Below are 14,951 nucleotides of genomic sequence, written 5' to 3' on the forward strand. Positions count from 1 at the left end.
GATCCGCGATGTCGCGCTCACCCCTTGGCGGGGATCCCCGCCTCGGCGAATCGCTCCAGGGCGGCGAGGTGCTCGGCCGGGGTTGTCAGGCCGCTGTCGGTGGCGACGAGCGACGCGTGCGTCGCGCCCACCGCGCGCCAGCCGTCGAGCAGCGCGCGCCACTCGTCGGCGTCCCCGCGGCCGTAGGGGATGCGGGCCTCGAGGCCGAACGACGAGCGGTCGCGGCCGTTCTCCGCGAGCGCCTCGTCGAGCACAGCCAGGGCCGGCGCGGCCGCGGCCGGCGTGAGGAACAGCGGCATCCAGCCGTCGCCCACGCGGGCGGCGCGGCGGATGGCCACCGGGGCGTGGCCGCCGAACCACAAGGGGATCGGTCGCTGCACCGGCGGCGGGCAGATGCCGGCGTCCGGGATCGAGTGCCACGTGCCCTCGAACGCGACCGACGGACCCGTCCACAGCGCGCGCAGCACCTCGATCTGCTCGTCGAGCCGCCGGCCCCGCGTGGCGAAGTCCTCCCCCAGCGACTGGTACTCGATGTGGTTCCAGCCGACGCCGAGACCCAGCCGCAGCCGCCCGCCGCTCAGCTGGTCCAGCCCGGCGGCCTGCTTGGCGACGAGCACCGTCTGCCGCTGCGGCAGCAGCAGCACGCAGGTGGCGAACTCCAGGCCCGAGGTGGCGCCGGCCATGAAGGAGAACAGGACGAACGGCTCGACGAACGGCGTCGCGTTCGTCACCCACTCGGTCCAGCCGCCCGGCCGGTCCGGGTTGGGCCCGATGACGTGGTCGTCGGCCCCGACGTGCGCGTAGCCCAGGGCCTCGGCCGCCCGTGCATAGTCGCGGATCGCGGCGGGGTCGGCCGGGAACTCGGTGTGGGGGTAGATGGCTCCGATGCGCACGTCCGCATCCTGGCAGCGGACGGCCGTCCCGCCGAACGTCAGGGCTTCGGGTACAGGACCTTGAACCGCTCGCACACCACCGGCGACTCCTCGGAGAAGACGAACCCGTCGGGCACGGTCCGGCGGAAGTAGCGCTCGTGATCGGCACGCCACGTCGCCAGCGTTCGGTCACCCTCGCCCTCGAGCCGCGCGTGCTCGGCGGTGACGGCCGCGAACGGCACGATGTCGACCCTCGTCGTGCGGAGCAGCGCGCGCGGAGCGCCCGCGCCGTCCAGGACGATCGACAGGTCCCCGACCCGCGGGATGGGCTCGCCGGCCGCCTCGTAGCTGCGCGCGAGGTCCGCGGTGGCGGTCTTCGCACCCGAGAGCACGAGCGCGAGCAGCTCGTCGGCCAGCTCGGGGCTGTCGCCGAAGGCCCACGCCGGCGGCGGCACCGTCGCGGCCGGGGTCTCACCCAGCACACCGCCGAGGGTGGACAGCCGTGCACGCCCCCGGACCAGCTGCCAGAAGTCGTCGATCGCCTTGGCGGCCTCGTCGTCGGTCACGGCGCCCATCCTGCCCGGCGGTGTCCGCCTGGTGTGCGCCCAGCGGGCGGCCGCTCGCGAGGAGGACCGCCTCCGGCGCGCCGTATCGTCGTGCCGTGCCCGGCCACGACCTGTCCGACGAGCCCGACGCGACCCGCGCGTCCGACCGGCCCGCCGCGCCCCCGGCGACGGCTCCGGCCGTCGCGCCCTTCCGGCGCGCCGTGCTGATCGTCGCGCTCCTGAACCTCGCCTACTTCGTCGTCGAGTTCGTCGTCGCGCTGCTCATCGGCTCGGTGTCGCTCTTCGCCGACGGCGTCGACTTCCTCGAGGACGCCGCGATCAACCTGCTCGTGTTCGTCGCCGCCGCCTGGGCGCCGCGCGCCCGCGCGCTCGTCGGCCGCGGGCTGGCCCTGGTCATCCTCGTGCCGGCGGTCGCGGCCCTCGTCGCAGCCGTGGTGAAGATCCTCGACCCGGTGCCGCCGGACTTCGCGCCCCTGTCGGTCACGGCCGTCGGGGCGCTGGTGGTCAACATCGTGTGCGCGCTGATCCTCGTGCGGCACCGGAACCATCCCGGCAGCCTGGCCCGCGGTGCCTGGCTCGCGGCGCGCAACGACTCCTTCGCCAACCTCGGCATCCTCGCCGCAGGCCTGCTCTCGATCCCGCTGCGCTCGGGTTGGCCGGACATCGTCGTCGGCATCGCCATCGGCCTCCTCAACGCCGGAGCGGCGCGCGAGGTGTGGCAGGAGGCCTCGGAGGAGCACCTCGGCGTGCTCGACGCCGAGGCCTGACGCCTCGACGCGCGGGGCCTGCCCTCAGCACCTACCTTGGCGACGTCCAGCAAGTACCTCTCCAAGGAGATGCGTGAGATGAACCTCCGTGCACACCGCTGGTCCCGCCGCTCCACCATCGTGGCGGCCATCGTCGCGGCCACCGTGGTCGGCGGGGGCGTCGCCTACGCCGCGACCGCCCAGCCGGCCATCCACACATGGACGCCGAAGAGCGCCGACCAGGTGACGAACCTGGACGTGCTTCGCCAGCAGATCCGCAACTACTACGGCGACCCGCTGGGGACCGGCACGTTCGCCGCCAACGGCAACTACGCCAAGGAGGCCACGAAGGTCGCGCACGAGGGAGCGCGCTGGCTCAAGGCCAAGGAGCCGACCGGCCACCAGAAGAAGGCGATCGTCCTCGACGTCGACGACACCACGCTCACCACCTGGAACTACGAGCTCGTGAGCAACTGGGCGTACAACCCGACGACGAACGCGACCTACGTCAACGGCCAGCTGTTCCCCGCGACCCCCGGCATGGTCGACATGGTCACCCAGGCCGCGCACGAGGGCTACGCGATCTTCTGGATCACCGGCAGGCCGGTGACGCAGGCGGCCGCGACGCTCGGCAACCTCGGCGCGGACGGGATCGGCGTCGACGCCGGCTACCCCGCCCCGACGACGCTGCCCGACGGCAGCAGCGGCCTGTTCACCAAGCCGGCCGTCGCCAACTACCCCGACTACCTCAAGGCCGCGTGCGCCAACGACCCGAACGGCGCGTGCACGACGATCCACTACAAGTCGGCCACCCGGGCGTACATCGAGTCGCTGGGGTACGACATCGTCGCCAGCTTCGGCGACCAGTACAGCGACCTGACCGGCGGGTTCGCGGACCGCACCTTCAAGATGCCGAACCCGAACTACTACCTGCCGTAAGGCGAACGACGAGGCCCGCCCCGGCGCGGTGGCGACGGGGCGGGCCTCGCCTCGTATGCGCCTCGCACGCTCGTCCAGGCAGCCCGACGACCGGTCGCCGTCCTCGGCGGCACGGCCGAAGATGGGCGCGACCGTTGCCGCGCCACGACCCGAGGTGGGGACATGATCGCCAGCGCCGACCGCATCACCGAGTTCCGCCGGCTGCACGAGTCCGGGTGCTTCGTCATGCCGAACCCCTGGGACGTCGGCAGCGCGCGGGCGCTCGCGGGCATGGGTTTCAAGGCCCTCGCGACGACGAGCGCGGGCTTCGCCTGGAGCATCGGCCAGCCCGACAACACGGTGGACCTCGAGACCACCCTCGAGCACCTGCGCGTCATGGCCGCCGCGGTCGACGTGCCCCTCAACGCCGACTTCCAGGGCGGCTACGCCACGGCGTCCGACGAGGTCGCCGTGCACGTCGGCTGGGCCGTGCGCACCGGGGTCGCCGGGCTGTCGATCGAGGACTACTCCGGCGACCCCGCCGAGCCGCTGCTCGGGCTGGACCTGGCCGTCGACCGCGTGCGGGCCGCCCGGGCCGCGATCGACGAGAGCGGCACCGGAGTCGTGCTGACCGCCCGCTCGGAGGGGTTCGTCTGGGGCCTCCCGGACCTGGACGAGACCGTGCGTCGCCTCGCCGCCTACGCGCAGGCCGGGGCCGACTGCCTGTACGCACCCTTCCTCACGTCGATCGACCAGGCGGCCGAGATCGTCGCCGCGGTGGCCCCCAAGCCCGTGAACCTGCTGATCAACAGCCCCTTCGCCACCGTGGCCCAGGCCGCGGCCGTCGGCGTGCGGCGGATCAGCGTCGGCGGCCAGCTCGCCAAGACCGCCTGGCGCGGCTTCCTCGCCGCGGCGCACGAGATCGCCGACGACGGCACGTTCTCCCAGCTCGCCGGCCTGCCGGACCTCAACGCCCTGCTCGAGCCTCGCTGAGCGCGGGCCGGCGAGGCCTCAGCGAGCGGCCGCTGAGGTACCAGGCGATCTCCACCAGGACGATGCCGGCCGCGGCGCACACCGCGGCGACCACCAGGTGGTGGCCGTTGCCGGGATCGAGCAGGAACAGCCGCTGGGTGAGCGGCAGGACGAACATCAGCGCCGACGCCGCCGCCATGACGACGACGAGCGCGACCTTCCACGGCGCGAACGGCCGCGCGACGAGCGCCAGCACCCACAGCGCGATCGCGGTCAGCGTGATCAGCGCCGCCGTGCTGGCCTGCGTCCGGGCGACCTGGTCGGCCCCCGCCCCCGGGTACGTCAGCACGTAGGAGACCAGGCACGCCACCGCGACGATGACGCCGGCGGGGATCGCGGTGCGCATGACGCGGGCGACGAACCCCGGCCGGGCGCGTTCGTTGTTCGGCGCCAGCGACAGGACGAAGGCCGGCACGCCGATGGTGAACCACCCGGTGATGGTCACGTGCCGCGGGTAGAACGGGTACGGCAGCGCGTCGAACCCGATGAGCCCGGGGATGCCGACCATGAGGGCCAGCAGCACCGAGTAGACGGTCTTGGTGAGGAACAGCGTCGAGACGCGCTCGATGTTGCCGATCACCCGCCGCCCCTCGGCGACGACGTAGGGCAGCGTGGCGAACTTGTTGTCGAGCAGCACGATCTGCGCCACGGCACGGGTCGCGGGGCTGCCCGCGCCCATGGCCACGCCGATGTCGGCGTCCTTGAGGGCCAGCACGTCGTTGACGCCGTCGCCCGTCATCGCCACGGTGTGGCCCGCCGACTGCAGGGCCCCGACCATCGCGCGCTTCTGGTCCGGCGTCACGCGGCCGAAGATCGTGGAGCGCTCGAGCTCGCCGGCGAGGGCCGCCTGCTCGTCGGGCAGCGTGCGCGCGTCGACCGGCTCGGCCGCCCCGGGCAGCCCGAGCGACGCGGCGACCGCGCCCACGGAGGTGGCGCTGTCGCCGCTGATCACCTTGACCGCGACGCGCTGCGCGGCGAAGTAGTCGAGCGTGTCGCGGGCGTCCGGCCGCACCTTCTGGTCGAGCACGACCAGCGCGACGGGGTCAACCGCGCCGGGGGCGTCCGGCCCGTCCAGCGGCCGCTCGGCGCGGCCGAGGAGCAGCACCCGCAGCCCGCGGGCGGCCAGCGCCTCGGCCTCGCCGCGCCGCTCGTCGTCCGCGGGCAGCAGCACGTCCGGCGCGCCGAGCACCCAGCGCCCCTGCCCGTCGAACTCGGCGCCGCTCCACTTGCGCGCCGAGGAGAACGCCGCCGTCGACGTGACCGGCCAGCCCGGGTCGTCCGGGAAGGCCTCCGCGATCGCCTGGAGGCTGGCGTTCGGCCGGGGGTCGGCCGCGGCCAGCGCCGCCAGCGCCGTCCCGGGCAGGCCGGCCGCGACCCCGCCGAGCGGGCGCACCTCCCCCAGCCGCATCGCGTTCTCGGTGAGCGTGCCGGTCTTGTCGGCGCAGACGACGTCGACCCGGGCCAGGCCCTCGATCGCGGGCAGCTCGTTGACCAGGCACTGCCGCCGGCCGAGGCGGACCACGCCGACGGCGAACGCGATCGACGTCATGAGCACCAGACCCTCGGGCACCATCGGGACCAGGGCGGCCACCATCCCGCGCAGCGCCTCGGACAGCGGCTGGGACCCCGAGAGCTGGTTGTAGATCGACAGCACCCCGGCCGGCACCAGCAGCCACGTGATGAGGGTGAGGATCCGGTTGATGCCGTTGCGCAGGTCGGACTTCACGAGCGTGAAGCGGCTCGCCTCGTCGGCCAGCCGGGCGGCGTACGCCTCGCGGCCCACCTTCGTCGCGCGGTAGGCACCGTTCCCGGCGACGACGAAGCTGCCGGACATCACCGGGTCGCCCGGCTGCTTGTGCAGCGCGTCCGCCTCGCCGGTGAGCAGCGACTCGTCGACCTCGAGCCCCTGGGCGTCGACGACCTCGCCGTCGACGATGAGCTGGTCGCCGGCGCCGACCTCGATGACGTCGTCGGCCACCACCTCGCCGGGCGTCAGCTCGACGACGGCGCCGTCGCGGCGCACCCGGGGCCGGGCCTGCCCGACGATCGTCAGCCGGTCCAGGGTCCGCTTCGCCCGCAGCTCCTGGATCATCCCGACCACGGAGTTGGCGACGATCATCCCGCCGAACAGGCCGTCCAAGAAGTAGCCCGTCGACATGACGATCGCGAAGAGCACGGCCAGGATCGCGTTGATCCGCGTGAAGACGTTGGCCCGGACGATCTCCCAGACGCTGCGGCTCGCGCGCACCGGCATGTCGTTCACGCGGCCGGCGGCCACCCGCTCCGCGACCTGCGCGGAGGTCAGCCCGCGCGCCGCCACGACCTCGTCCGTCACCATCGCGCCGTCGTCCTCCCCCGGTGGGTGCTAGGTGCCCCCCAGCGTACGGAGCGGTCGCCGCGGGCCGTCGGGAATCCCGTGCCTCCCGGGTGCCGGTTCCGCACCGTTCTCCCGAGCCGCGCCGTTCTCCCGGGCCGCGCCGGGCGCCTTCGAGTCGAGCGTCCACCGGATCGTCGCGGTGATCGCCGTCCCGCCCACACGGCGGAGCGGGTCGAAGGCGGCCGGGGCTCGGACGCCGAGCTCGCGCCGCGCCCACACCGGCAGCAGCGCGAGCGCGCCGGACGCGACCAGCGCATATCCGGGGCGGGCCACCCAGGGCACGGGCGGCGTGTGGAGCAGGAACGTCGCGACGCCCCGCGCGGCGTCGGTGCTGGCCAGCTCGCCGCGGAAGCCGGCCAGCTGCGCCCGCAGGCCTGCCACCGTCACCGGCGGGTCCTCGACGCCGAGGGCGCGGGCCACCACGGCGGTCTGCGCCACGTACTCGTCGCAGCCGGCGTCGTCCAGCGGGTGGCGGCCGAAGCGCTGGTGCGCGAGGAGGAAGCTCTCCGTCTCGCCGAGGTGCACCCAGGACAGCAGGTGAGGGTCGGACGCGGTGTAGCCGGCGCCGTCGGGCATGGTGCCGTACACCCGCTTGTGCACGGCCTTGACGATGGCCACCGCCCGCTCGCTGGCCTCGGTCGTCCCGAACGTGGTGGCCGCGATGAACTCGGCGGTGTTCCGCAGCCGCCCCCACGGATCCATCCGGTAGGCGGAGTGCTCCGCGACCGCGGTCATCACCCGGGGGTGCAACGACTGCAGCAGCAGGGCACGCACGCCGCCGACGAACATCGAGGCATCCGCGTGGACCCGGCCGATCGGGCTGTCCGGGTCGAACCAGCGGGGACCTGGCGCGAGGTGGATGCGGGCCCTGGCCTCGTCGGGGTCCGGGCCGGCGACGCGGCGCAGCAGGGCGTCGGCGAGGGCGAGGCGCACGCGCGGGACGGGACTCACCCCCTGATCGTCACACGCGCCACGCCGGGTGCCGTCGCCCGCTCCATGAGAGAAATGTCGGTGACGATGTCGGATCGGCGTGAGGCCGTTCGTTGCACGGGTGAGAGGCGGCCACCGGGGCCGCCCGAGCGAGGAGTCGAGATGGCGCGCTACCTGATCTCCTTCGACCGCGGGTGGATGCAGTTCCCGCAGGAGGACCTGGCGGCCGTGGCCGCCGCTGCCCACGCGGTGGTCCAGGAGGCCGGAGAGGCCGGGGTGCTCGTGTTCACCGGCGGCATCGCGGACGACGAGCCGACGACGCTGGTCGGTGTCGACGGCACGGTCACCGACGGGCCCTACCCGGAGACGAAGGAGATGGTCGGCGGCTTCATCGTCGTCGACGTGCCCACGCGGGCGGACGCCGTGGCGTGGGCGGCCAAGACCGCGGTCGCCTGCCGGTGCGCGCAGGAGGTCCGCGAGTTCCTGCCCGACCCCATCGTCGACGCGCTGCTGGCGCGCTGACCGACGACCTCGCTCAACGACGAAGGAGGACCAGAGATGCCCAGGTACCTGATGTCCGTGTACGGACCGGCCGTGCGCAACCAGTTCGGCGACTACCCCGACAAGGAGTCGATGCTCCAGGCGTTCAAGGACACCGGAGCCTTCAACGACAAGCTCGTCGCCGACGGCTACTTCGTCTTCGCCGACGGGCTGGAGCAGGTCAGCACCGCGACCGTCGTCGACGGCCGGGGGGCCGAGCCCGTGCTCACCGACGGGCCCTACCTGGAGGCCAAGGAGCACCTCGGCGGCTTCTGGGTGATCGACGCGCCGGACCTCGACGTGGCGCTGCGGCTCGCCGCCGAGGGCTCGAAGGCCTGCCGCGGGAAGGTCGAGGTCCGGCCCTTCCAGACCGAGGAGTCCTTCAAGGCGCTGCTCGAGTCGTGACGGAGCTCGTCGACGAGGCGATCACCCGGGCCCACCGATCGGAGTGGGCCCGGGTGGTCGCCTCCCTGGCCAGGCGCTTCGGCGACCTCGACGTCGCCGAGGAGGCGGCCGCGGAGGCGTTCGCCACCGCGGTCGAGCGCTGGCCGCGCGACGGCGTCCCGCCCAACCCCGGCGCCTGGCTGACGACGACCGGGGCCCGCAAGGCGATCGACCGCCTCCGCCGCGAGTCGCACCGCGACGAGAAGCACCAGGAGGCCGCGTTGCTGTACGACGAACCTCCCGAACCGCTCGGAGCCGTCGACGACGACCGCCTGCGGCTGGTGTTCACGTGCTGCCACCCCGCGCTCTCGTCGGACGCCCGGGTGGCGCTGACCCTGCGGATGGTGGGCGGGCTGACCGTCCCGGAGATCGCCCGTGCCTTCCTGGTGCAGGAGGTGGCGATGGGCCAGCGCATCACCCGCGCCAAGGCCAAGATCAAGGCCGCGCACATCCCCTACCGGGTCCCCCTCACCGAGGACCTGCCGGGCCGGCTCGACGCGGTGCTGACCGTGCTGTTCCTCGTGTTCAACGAGGGGTACCTCGCCACCGGTGCGGGGACCGACCCGGTCCGCGCCGACCTCACCGCCGAGGCGATCCGCCTGGCCCGCCTGGTGCACGAGCTCATGCCCGACGACGGCGAGGTCACCGGGCTGCTCGCCCTCATGCTCCTGACGGAGGCCCGCCGCGCCGCCCGCGTCTCGGCGACGGGCGAGCTGATCACGCTCGACGAGCAGGACCGCGGCGCCTGGGACCGCGCCCTGATCGAGGAGGGTCACGCCCTGGTCCGGTCCCGGCTGGCCGCCGTGGCCGCGGGCGGCCCGCCGCCCGGCCGCTACCAGCTCCTCGCCGCGGTCAACGCCGTCCACACCGACGGCCGCGACGCGCGGGACACGGACTGGTCGCAGGTCGTGGCCCTCTACGACCGGCTGGTCCGCCTGGACCCCTCCCCCGTGGTCGCCCTCAACCGCGCGGTCGCCGTCGCGGAGGTCGACGGGCCCGACGTCGCGCTCGCCCTGATCGACCGCCTGCCGCTGGACGGCTACCACGCCTTCCACGCCGCCCGCGCCGACCTGCTGCGCCGCCTGGGCCGCAGCGGGGAGGCGCGGCTCGCCTACGACCGGGCCGTCGCCCTGGCCGGCAACACGGCCGAGGCGGCCTACCTCAGCCGCCGCCGCGGCCAGCTCAGGTCGGCGGGCGGCACGTAGCGGCGGCACGGCGCGCGCCATCGGCCTCGACGATGCGGCGGAAGAGGCGTTCGTAGTCGTCGACCATGCGGTCGGAGGAGAAGCGGGCGAGCGCGTCGGCGCGGCACGCGGCCCGGTCCAGGTCGGCCGCGGCCGCGACAGCGGTGACGGCGGCGGTCGAGCTGTCGACCAGGAAGCCCGAGACGCCGGGGCGGACGATCTCCGGCATCGAGCCACGGGGAAAGGCCACGACCGGTGTGCCGGTGGCCATCGCCTCCACCACCGACAGCCCGAAGGGCTCGTCGAACGCGATGAGGTGAAGGAGCGCCCGCGCGCCGCCCAGGAGCCTGTCGCGCTCGTCGGGTCCGACGGGCCCGACGTAGGCGACGGACCCGCCGTCGAGGTGCGGCTCGACCTCGCGTCGGTAGTACTCGGCGTCCTGGATCACGCCCGCGATGACCAGCGGGAGGCCCGCGCGTCGCGCGACCTCGATCGCCCACGCGGTGCCCTTGTCGGGGTGGATGCGGCCCAGGAACAGCAGGTAGCCGCCGTCGCCGGAGCCGAGGTGGAACGCGGTGGTGTCGATGCCGTGGTGGATCGTCGCGGCGTACGTGAGGTCGGCACGGCGGTCGGCCTCGCTGATCGCGACGTAGTGCGCGACGTCGTCGTAGGCGCGGTAGACGGGCACGATGCGTTCCGACGAGAACCCGTGGATCGTGGTGACCACGGGCGTGGACGTCAGCCGACAGAACACGAGCGGCAGGAAGTCGAACTGGTTGCTGATGACGTCGAACTCGTCGGCACGCTCGAACACCGCGGCGATGTGCAGGGCCTCGGAGACCTTGGCGTCGACCGAGGGGTCCTCCTCGTAGCCCGCGGGGGCCTCGGCGTGGAGCCGGCCGGACGTGACGGAGTCGGCGGTGGCGAAGAGGGTGACGTCGTGACCCCGGGCGACGAGCCCCTCCGCGATCGTGGCGGCGACCTGCTCCCACGGCCCGTAGGACCGCGGCGGGACGCGGTGGGCGATCGAGGCGAGCACGGCGACTCTGACGGTGGCCTCCCCGGGTTGCGCTCGAGCGTACCCCGGGCCGAGGACACATCTGCGGTACGGTGGACGGGCATCATCACACAGGGCCGGACGCCCCTTTTCCCGGCACTGGCCCCGCCGTCGCGGCGGGACACCCAGGGACGCGGCCTTCTCCCCCTCTCCGTGCAGGGCAGCATCTTCGCTGCGGCAGGCAATGCGGAAGAGGTCCCTCATGGGCGTCCGACTCGGCTTCGTGTCCACCTACCCGCCCACGCAGTGCGGCATCGCGACCTTCAGCGAGGCGCTGATCTCGCACCTGGCGGCGGCCGGGGCCGATGTCGGCCTTGTGCGGCTCGTGGACGAGCCGCAGCCCCAGGCGGGGCCCGTGGTGCACCAATGGGTGACCGCAGCGCCCGGGGGCGCCACGGCGGCGGCGCGCGTGCTGGACGGCTACGACGTCGCCGTGGTGCAGCACGAGTACGGCATCTACGGCGGCCCGGACGGCCAGGACGTGCTCGACCTCGTCGCCCAGCTGCACGTCCCGGTCGTCGTGGTGCTCCACACCGTCCTGGTGCGCCCCACGGCCAACCAGTACCGGGTGCTCGCCGAGCTCGTCGACCGCGCGGCGGCGCTGGTCACCATGACGGCCACCGCCCGCGAGCGCCTCATCGCGGGCTGGGACGTCGACCCGGCGCGCGTGTCCGTCATCGCCCACGGCGCCGAGGACAACCGCTCCGCCGTCACCCCGTTGCCGAACGAGGCGACCAGGCGGCGCCGGGTGCTGACATGGGGCCTGCTGTCGGAGGGCAAGGGCATCGAGTGGGCGCTGCTCGGCCTCGCCGAGCTCCGGCGCCGGATGCCGCTGCCGGACTATCGCGTGGTCGGCCAGACGCACCCGCGCGTCCTGGAGCGCGACGGCGAGGCGTACCGAGACCGCCTCGTCGGGATGACCGGCAGCCTGCGGCTGGGCGACCGGGTGCGCTTCGACAGCCGCTACCTGTCGAGCCCCGACCTGCGCGAGGTGGTCCGGCGCGCGGACCTGATCCTGCTGCCCTACGACTCGCCCCAGCAGGTGACGTCCGGCGTGCTGACGGAGGCCGTCGCGGCCGGCAAGCCCGTGGTGTCGACGAACTTCCCGCACGCGGTGGAGCTGCTCTCAGGTGGCGCCGGCGTGCTCGTGCCCCCGCGCGACCCGATGGCGATCGCGAGCGCGCTCGAGCGGGTGCTCACCGTGCACGGGCTGGCCGACCAGATGGCCGCCGTGTCGCGGCGGTTGGCCGCTTCGGTGCTGTGGCCGGCCGTGGCCGCGCGCTACCTCGAGCTCGCGTCCGCCACGCACCTCCGCTCGGTGCCGGCGGCCGTCTGATGGCCGCTGCGGTGGTCCGGGACCGCCCGGTCCCCCTCGGGCACCTGCTCCGGTTGACGACTCCGTCCGGGCTCTACGAGCACGCGTTGGGTGCCACGCCTCGGGTCGCGAACGGCATGTGCGTCGACGACGCGGCCCGGGCGCTGGTGGTGGTGGCGCGGATGCCAGGCGCCAGCACGACCGTGATGCTGCTGGCGGCGACCTACCTGGAGTTCCTGCTGGACGGTCAGCGCGCCGGTGGGCTGATGCACAACCGGCGGACCGCCGGTCGCACCTGGGTCGACGCGCCGTCCGCCGACGACCACTGGGGCCGGGCCCTGTGGGCGTTCGGGACGGCAGCCGCCCGGCTGGGCGACGACGCGCTCGCCGCCGCCGCTCGGCAGGGTGCCGCGAGGGCGCTGGCGGCGCGCTCCGGCCACCCGCGCGCCATGGCTTACGCGGCGCTGGGTGCCGCCCAGCTGCTCCGGGTCCGCCCGGACGACGCGGCGGCGCTCCACCTGCTCCACGACGCACGACGGGTACTGCCCCGCCCGCGCCCCGAGGCGTCGTGGCCGTGGCCCGAGGCCCGCCTGAGCTACGCCAACGCGGTGATCCCCGAGGCGATGGTCACCGTTGGCACGCAGCTGGGTGACGACGGTCTGCAGCGCGACGGCCTGCGCCTGCTGCGCTGGCTCGTCGAGCAGCAGACCGCGGGCGGGCACCTGTCCCTCGTCCCCGCCGGTGGACGCGGGCCGGGCGACGCCCGTCCCGGCTTCGACCAGCAGCCGATCGAGGCCGCCGCGCTGGCAGAGGCCGCCTCGACCGCCTTCCTGGCGACGGGCGACGATGCCTGGCGCGACGTCCTCGACGCGTGCGTCGCGTGGTTCGAGGGCGACAACGACGTTCACGTCCCCGTGCGCGACGCCGAGACCGGGGGCGGCTTCGACGGGCTGGAGCCGGCGGGCGTCAACCAGAACCAGGGCGCCGAGTCCACCCTCGCCTGGCTCGCCTGCCTGCAGCTGTCGCGGGCTCTGCCTGGCATCGCCCGATGAGCGCTGAGGCCATGGCCCGCGACCCGGCCTGGGTGCGCCGCACCGACGTACGGCTGCGCCCCGACCCGACCCGCGTCGTGCGCACGGTCTTCCTGCCCGGCCAGGAGCTGCTCGCCTCCGGCGAGTCACGCTCGTCCGCCGTGCTCGGCCGCGTTCTCGGTCTGGGCGAGGCCGAGGTCGACGCTGAGCTGGCGGGGCTCGCGGCGTCCTTCACGCACCGCCATCGGGGCCTCGAGGAGACGTGGGACGCCCACTTCGCGCTCATTCGCCACCGTCTCGGCGCCTCCCAACCGTCGGCGAACCGGCGGCGGCTCATCGGCGCGTACTTCACCCAGGAGTACGCGGTGGAGGCCACCGCCCTCTTCAACCCCTCGATGGTCCCCCACCCGGACCAGACCGGTCTCCCGGCGGGCTCCACCCGCTTCGTCATGACGGTGCGCGCCGTCGGGGACGGCCACCTGTCGAGCATGGAGCTGCGGACCGGGGTCGTCGACGTCGACGAGTCCGTCACGCTGGACGATGCACCGTCGGTCGGCGTGCTGCCCGTCGCCCGCCCGGCCGTCTACTCGCGCGAGGCCTTCGGGCACCGGCTCGACGACCTGGGCGGCGACCGCACCAACGCCGACTTCGTGCTCGGCGGCCTGCCGCCGACCTTCGGCCGGCCGGACCTCGACCGGGCCCTCGACGAGCTGCACGCCCAGCGGCTGACGCGGGGCGCCGCCGTCCGGACGGTCGACCGCTTCGAGTGGATCGCGGACTGCACGTACCAGGTCGAGTTCCCGCCCGGCTCCGCCATCGGCGAGCGGGTGCTGATGCCGCGCGGCCCGTCGGAGAGCCGCGGCCTGGAGGACGTGCGGATGGTGCGCTTCACGGGGGCGGACGACGAGGCGGAGTACCTCGGCACCTACACGGCCTTCGACGGGCGCGACGTGTCGATGCAGCTGCTGCGCACCCGCGACTTCGCCCGGTTCTCGGCGACGCCGCTGTCGGGGCCCGGCGCGCGGAACAAGGGCCTCGCGCTGTTCCCGCGGCAGATCGACGGGCGGTACGTGGCGATGTCGCGCGCCGACCGCGAGAACAACTCGGTCACCATGTCCGACGACCTGGTCCGGTGGGACGAGCCGGTCACCGTCCAGCGCCCGGAGCACGCCTGGGAGCTCGTCCAGCTCGGCAACTGCGGGCCGCCGATCGAGACCGACCGCGGCTGGCTCGTGCTGACCCACGGCGTCGGTCCGATGCGGACCTACGGGATCGGCGCGCTGCTGCTGGACCTCGACGACCCGCTGCGGGTCGTCGGACGGCTCGCCGCGCCGATGCTCACGCCCGCGGCCGACGAGCGCTCCGGCTACGTGCCGAACGTCGTCTACTCGTGCGGGGCGATGCGCCACGGGCGCACGCTCGTGCTCCCGTACGGCTGCAGCGACTCCACCGCGCGCATCGCGCTGGTCGACCTGGAGTCCCTGCTCGAGGAGCTGCTCCCGTGACCGCGGCCGACGACGTCGACGCCGCCGCCGCGCCCCACGCCTGCGTCACTCGCGCCGTCGACGTGCCCAAGCCGTGGGGGCACGAGGCCGTCTTCGCCGACGGCGAGCACGGCTACGTCGGCAAGCTCATCACGGTGCGTGCCGGCGAGGCGCTGAGCCTGCAGCTGCACGCCGAGAAGGACGAGACGCTCGTCGTCGTCTCTGGTCGGGCCCGGCTCGACGAGGGCCCGGCGGCCGACCGCCTCACCTCCCACCTGCTGCGGCCGGGCGACGTGGTGCACCTGCCCGCCACGGTCCTCCACCGCGTCACCGCGCTGTCCGACCTGCTCTTCGCCGAGGCGTCGACCGCCGCGACCGGCTGGCGCGAGGACGTCGTCAGGTTCGCCGACCGCTACGGCCGGGCCGGGACGACGCACCCCTGACGCGTAGACTCG

The 14,951-nt window shown here is 74.2% G+C and carries 15 protein-coding genes; 10 read left to right on the forward strand and 5 right to left on the reverse strand.

Annotated elements, in window-relative coordinates:
- Window positions 1-17 precede the first annotated feature (17 nt).
- Together BGO37_RS13415 and BGO37_RS13420 are read right to left on the reverse strand one after the other, a co-directional pair.
- Window positions 18-893, reverse strand: coding sequence for an LLM class F420-dependent oxidoreductase (locus BGO37_RS13415; RefSeq protein ID WP_291755618.1), 876 nt, complete (start codon window positions 891-893; stop codon window positions 18-20).
- A gap of 38 nt (window positions 894-931) precedes the next feature.
- Entirely contained in the window at window positions 932-1,438 is a 507-nt protein-coding gene (locus BGO37_RS13420) for an ASCH domain-containing protein (protein ID WP_291755619.1), read from the reverse strand.
- Window positions 1,439-1,533: 95 nt separating this feature from the next.
- Between BGO37_RS13420 and BGO37_RS13425 the strand changes: the two genes are divergently transcribed.
- From BGO37_RS13425 to BGO37_RS13435, 3 genes are all read left to right on the forward strand, one after another.
- Window positions 1,534-2,205, forward strand: coding sequence for a cation transporter (locus BGO37_RS13425; protein ID WP_291755621.1), 672 nt, complete (start codon window positions 1,534-1,536; stop codon window positions 2,203-2,205).
- A gap of 78 nt (window positions 2,206-2,283) precedes the next feature.
- Window positions 2,284-3,123 carry an HAD family acid phosphatase gene (locus BGO37_RS13430; RefSeq protein ID WP_291755622.1) on the forward strand — a complete coding sequence of 280 codons (840 nt, stop codon included), beginning with the start codon at window positions 2,284-2,286 and terminating at the stop codon, window positions 3,121-3,123.
- Between the two features lie 162 nt (window positions 3,124-3,285).
- Window positions 3,286-4,095 carry an oxaloacetate decarboxylase gene (locus BGO37_RS13435; RefSeq protein ID WP_291755624.1) on the forward strand — a complete coding sequence of 270 codons (810 nt, stop codon included), beginning with the start codon at window positions 3,286-3,288 and terminating at the stop codon, window positions 4,093-4,095.
- On the opposite strand, the gene BGO37_RS13440 is transcribed toward BGO37_RS13435, so the two are convergent.
- Window positions 4,070-6,472, reverse strand: a complete 2,403-nt coding sequence (locus BGO37_RS13440) for an HAD-IC family P-type ATPase (protein WP_291755627.1) — start codon at window positions 6,470-6,472, stop codon at window positions 4,070-4,072. The two genes, BGO37_RS13435 and BGO37_RS13440, sit on opposite strands and share 26 nt — an antisense overlap.
- A 27-nt stretch (window positions 6,473-6,499) precedes the next feature.
- Window positions 6,500-7,462 (reverse strand): oxygenase MpaB family protein, encoded by a 963-nt coding sequence (locus BGO37_RS13445; protein WP_291755629.1) that lies wholly within the window; start codon window positions 7,460-7,462, stop codon window positions 6,500-6,502.
- A gap of 141 nt (window positions 7,463-7,603) precedes the next feature.
- Between BGO37_RS13445 and BGO37_RS13450 the strand changes: the two genes are divergently transcribed.
- Genes BGO37_RS13450 through BGO37_RS13460 form a run of 3 tightly spaced genes read left to right on the forward strand, consistent with a single transcriptional unit; the run spans window position 7,604 to window position 9,630 of the window.
- Window positions 7,604-7,963, forward strand: coding sequence for a YciI family protein (locus BGO37_RS13450; RefSeq protein ID WP_291755631.1), 360 nt, complete (start codon window positions 7,604-7,606; stop codon window positions 7,961-7,963).
- Window positions 7,964-7,999: 36 nt separating this feature from the next.
- A complete protein-coding gene (locus tag BGO37_RS13455) occupies window positions 8,000-8,386 on the forward strand; it encodes a YciI family protein (RefSeq protein ID WP_291755633.1) in 387 nt (128 codons plus the stop codon).
- Entirely contained in the window at window positions 8,383-9,630 is a 1,248-nt protein-coding gene (locus BGO37_RS13460; RefSeq protein ID WP_291755635.1) for an RNA polymerase sigma factor, read from the forward strand. The genes BGO37_RS13455 and BGO37_RS13460 overlap by 4 nt, the downstream gene beginning before the upstream one ends.
- On the opposite strand, the gene BGO37_RS13465 is transcribed toward BGO37_RS13460, so the two are convergent.
- The gene (locus BGO37_RS13465) at window positions 9,608-10,648 is read right to left on the reverse strand and encodes a glycosyltransferase family 4 protein (RefSeq protein WP_291755637.1); all 1,041 of its coding nucleotides are present in this window, start codon (window positions 10,646-10,648) and stop codon (window positions 9,608-9,610) included. The two genes, BGO37_RS13460 and BGO37_RS13465, sit on opposite strands and share 23 nt — an antisense overlap.
- Before the next feature lie 220 nt (window positions 10,649-10,868).
- On the opposite strand from BGO37_RS13465, the gene BGO37_RS13470 reads away from it, so the two are divergent.
- The 4 genes from BGO37_RS13470 to BGO37_RS13485 are packed head-to-tail and all read left to right on the forward strand — an operon-like array spanning window position 10,869 to window position 14,939.
- The gene (locus BGO37_RS13470) at window positions 10,869-12,002 is read left to right on the forward strand and encodes a glycosyltransferase (protein ID WP_291755638.1); all 1,134 of its coding nucleotides are present in this window, start codon (window positions 10,869-10,871) and stop codon (window positions 12,000-12,002) included.
- Window positions 12,002-13,033 carry a glycosyltransferase gene (locus tag BGO37_RS13475; protein ID WP_291755639.1) on the forward strand — a complete coding sequence of 344 codons (1,032 nt, stop codon included), beginning with the start codon at window positions 12,002-12,004 and terminating at the stop codon, window positions 13,031-13,033. The genes BGO37_RS13470 and BGO37_RS13475 overlap by 1 nt, the downstream gene beginning before the upstream one ends.
- Complete coding sequence (locus BGO37_RS13480; RefSeq protein ID WP_291755640.1) at window positions 13,030-14,517, forward strand: glycoside hydrolase family 130 protein; 1,488 nt, start codon at window positions 13,030-13,032, stop codon at window positions 14,515-14,517. Before BGO37_RS13475 ends, BGO37_RS13480 begins: the two co-directional genes overlap by 4 nt.
- Window positions 14,514-14,939, forward strand: coding sequence for a cupin domain-containing protein (locus BGO37_RS13485; protein WP_291755642.1), 426 nt, complete (start codon window positions 14,514-14,516; stop codon window positions 14,937-14,939). Before BGO37_RS13480 ends, BGO37_RS13485 begins: the two co-directional genes overlap by 4 nt.
- Window positions 14,940-14,951: the final 12 nt, after the last annotated feature.

The sequence above is a fragment of the Cellulomonas sp. 73-92 genome, assembly GCF_001898175.1.
Classification (GTDB): Bacteria; Actinomycetota; Actinomycetes; order Actinomycetales; family Cellulomonadaceae; genus Cellulomonas.

What these genes read in the sequence shown, in the direction of transcription:
- BGO37_RS13470 (WP_291755638.1), top strand. Translation starts at nt 10,869, where the DNA reads ATGGGCGTCCGACTCGGCTTCGTGTCCACCTACCCGCCCACGCAGTGC.
- BGO37_RS13455 (WP_291755633.1), top strand. Translation starts at nt 8,000, where the DNA reads ATGCCCAGGTACCTGATGTCCGTGTACGGACCGGCCGTGCGCAACCAG.
- BGO37_RS13430 (WP_291755622.1), top strand. Translation starts at nt 2,284, where the DNA reads ATGAACCTCCGTGCACACCGCTGGTCCCGCCGCTCCACCATCGTGGCG.
- BGO37_RS13480 (WP_291755640.1), top strand. Translation starts at nt 13,030, where the DNA reads ATGAGCGCTGAGGCCATGGCCCGCGACCCGGCCTGGGTGCGCCGCACC.
- BGO37_RS13440 (WP_291755627.1), bottom strand. Translation starts at nt 6,472, where the DNA reads ATGGTGACGGACGAGGTCGTGGCGGCGCGCGGGCTGACCTCCGCGCAG.
- BGO37_RS13450 (WP_291755631.1), top strand. Translation starts at nt 7,604, where the DNA reads ATGGCGCGCTACCTGATCTCCTTCGACCGCGGGTGGATGCAGTTCCCG.
- BGO37_RS13435 (WP_291755624.1), top strand. Translation starts at nt 3,286, where the DNA reads ATGATCGCCAGCGCCGACCGCATCACCGAGTTCCGCCGGCTGCACGAG.
- BGO37_RS13475 (WP_291755639.1), top strand. Translation starts at nt 12,002, where the DNA reads ATGGCCGCTGCGGTGGTCCGGGACCGCCCGGTCCCCCTCGGGCACCTG.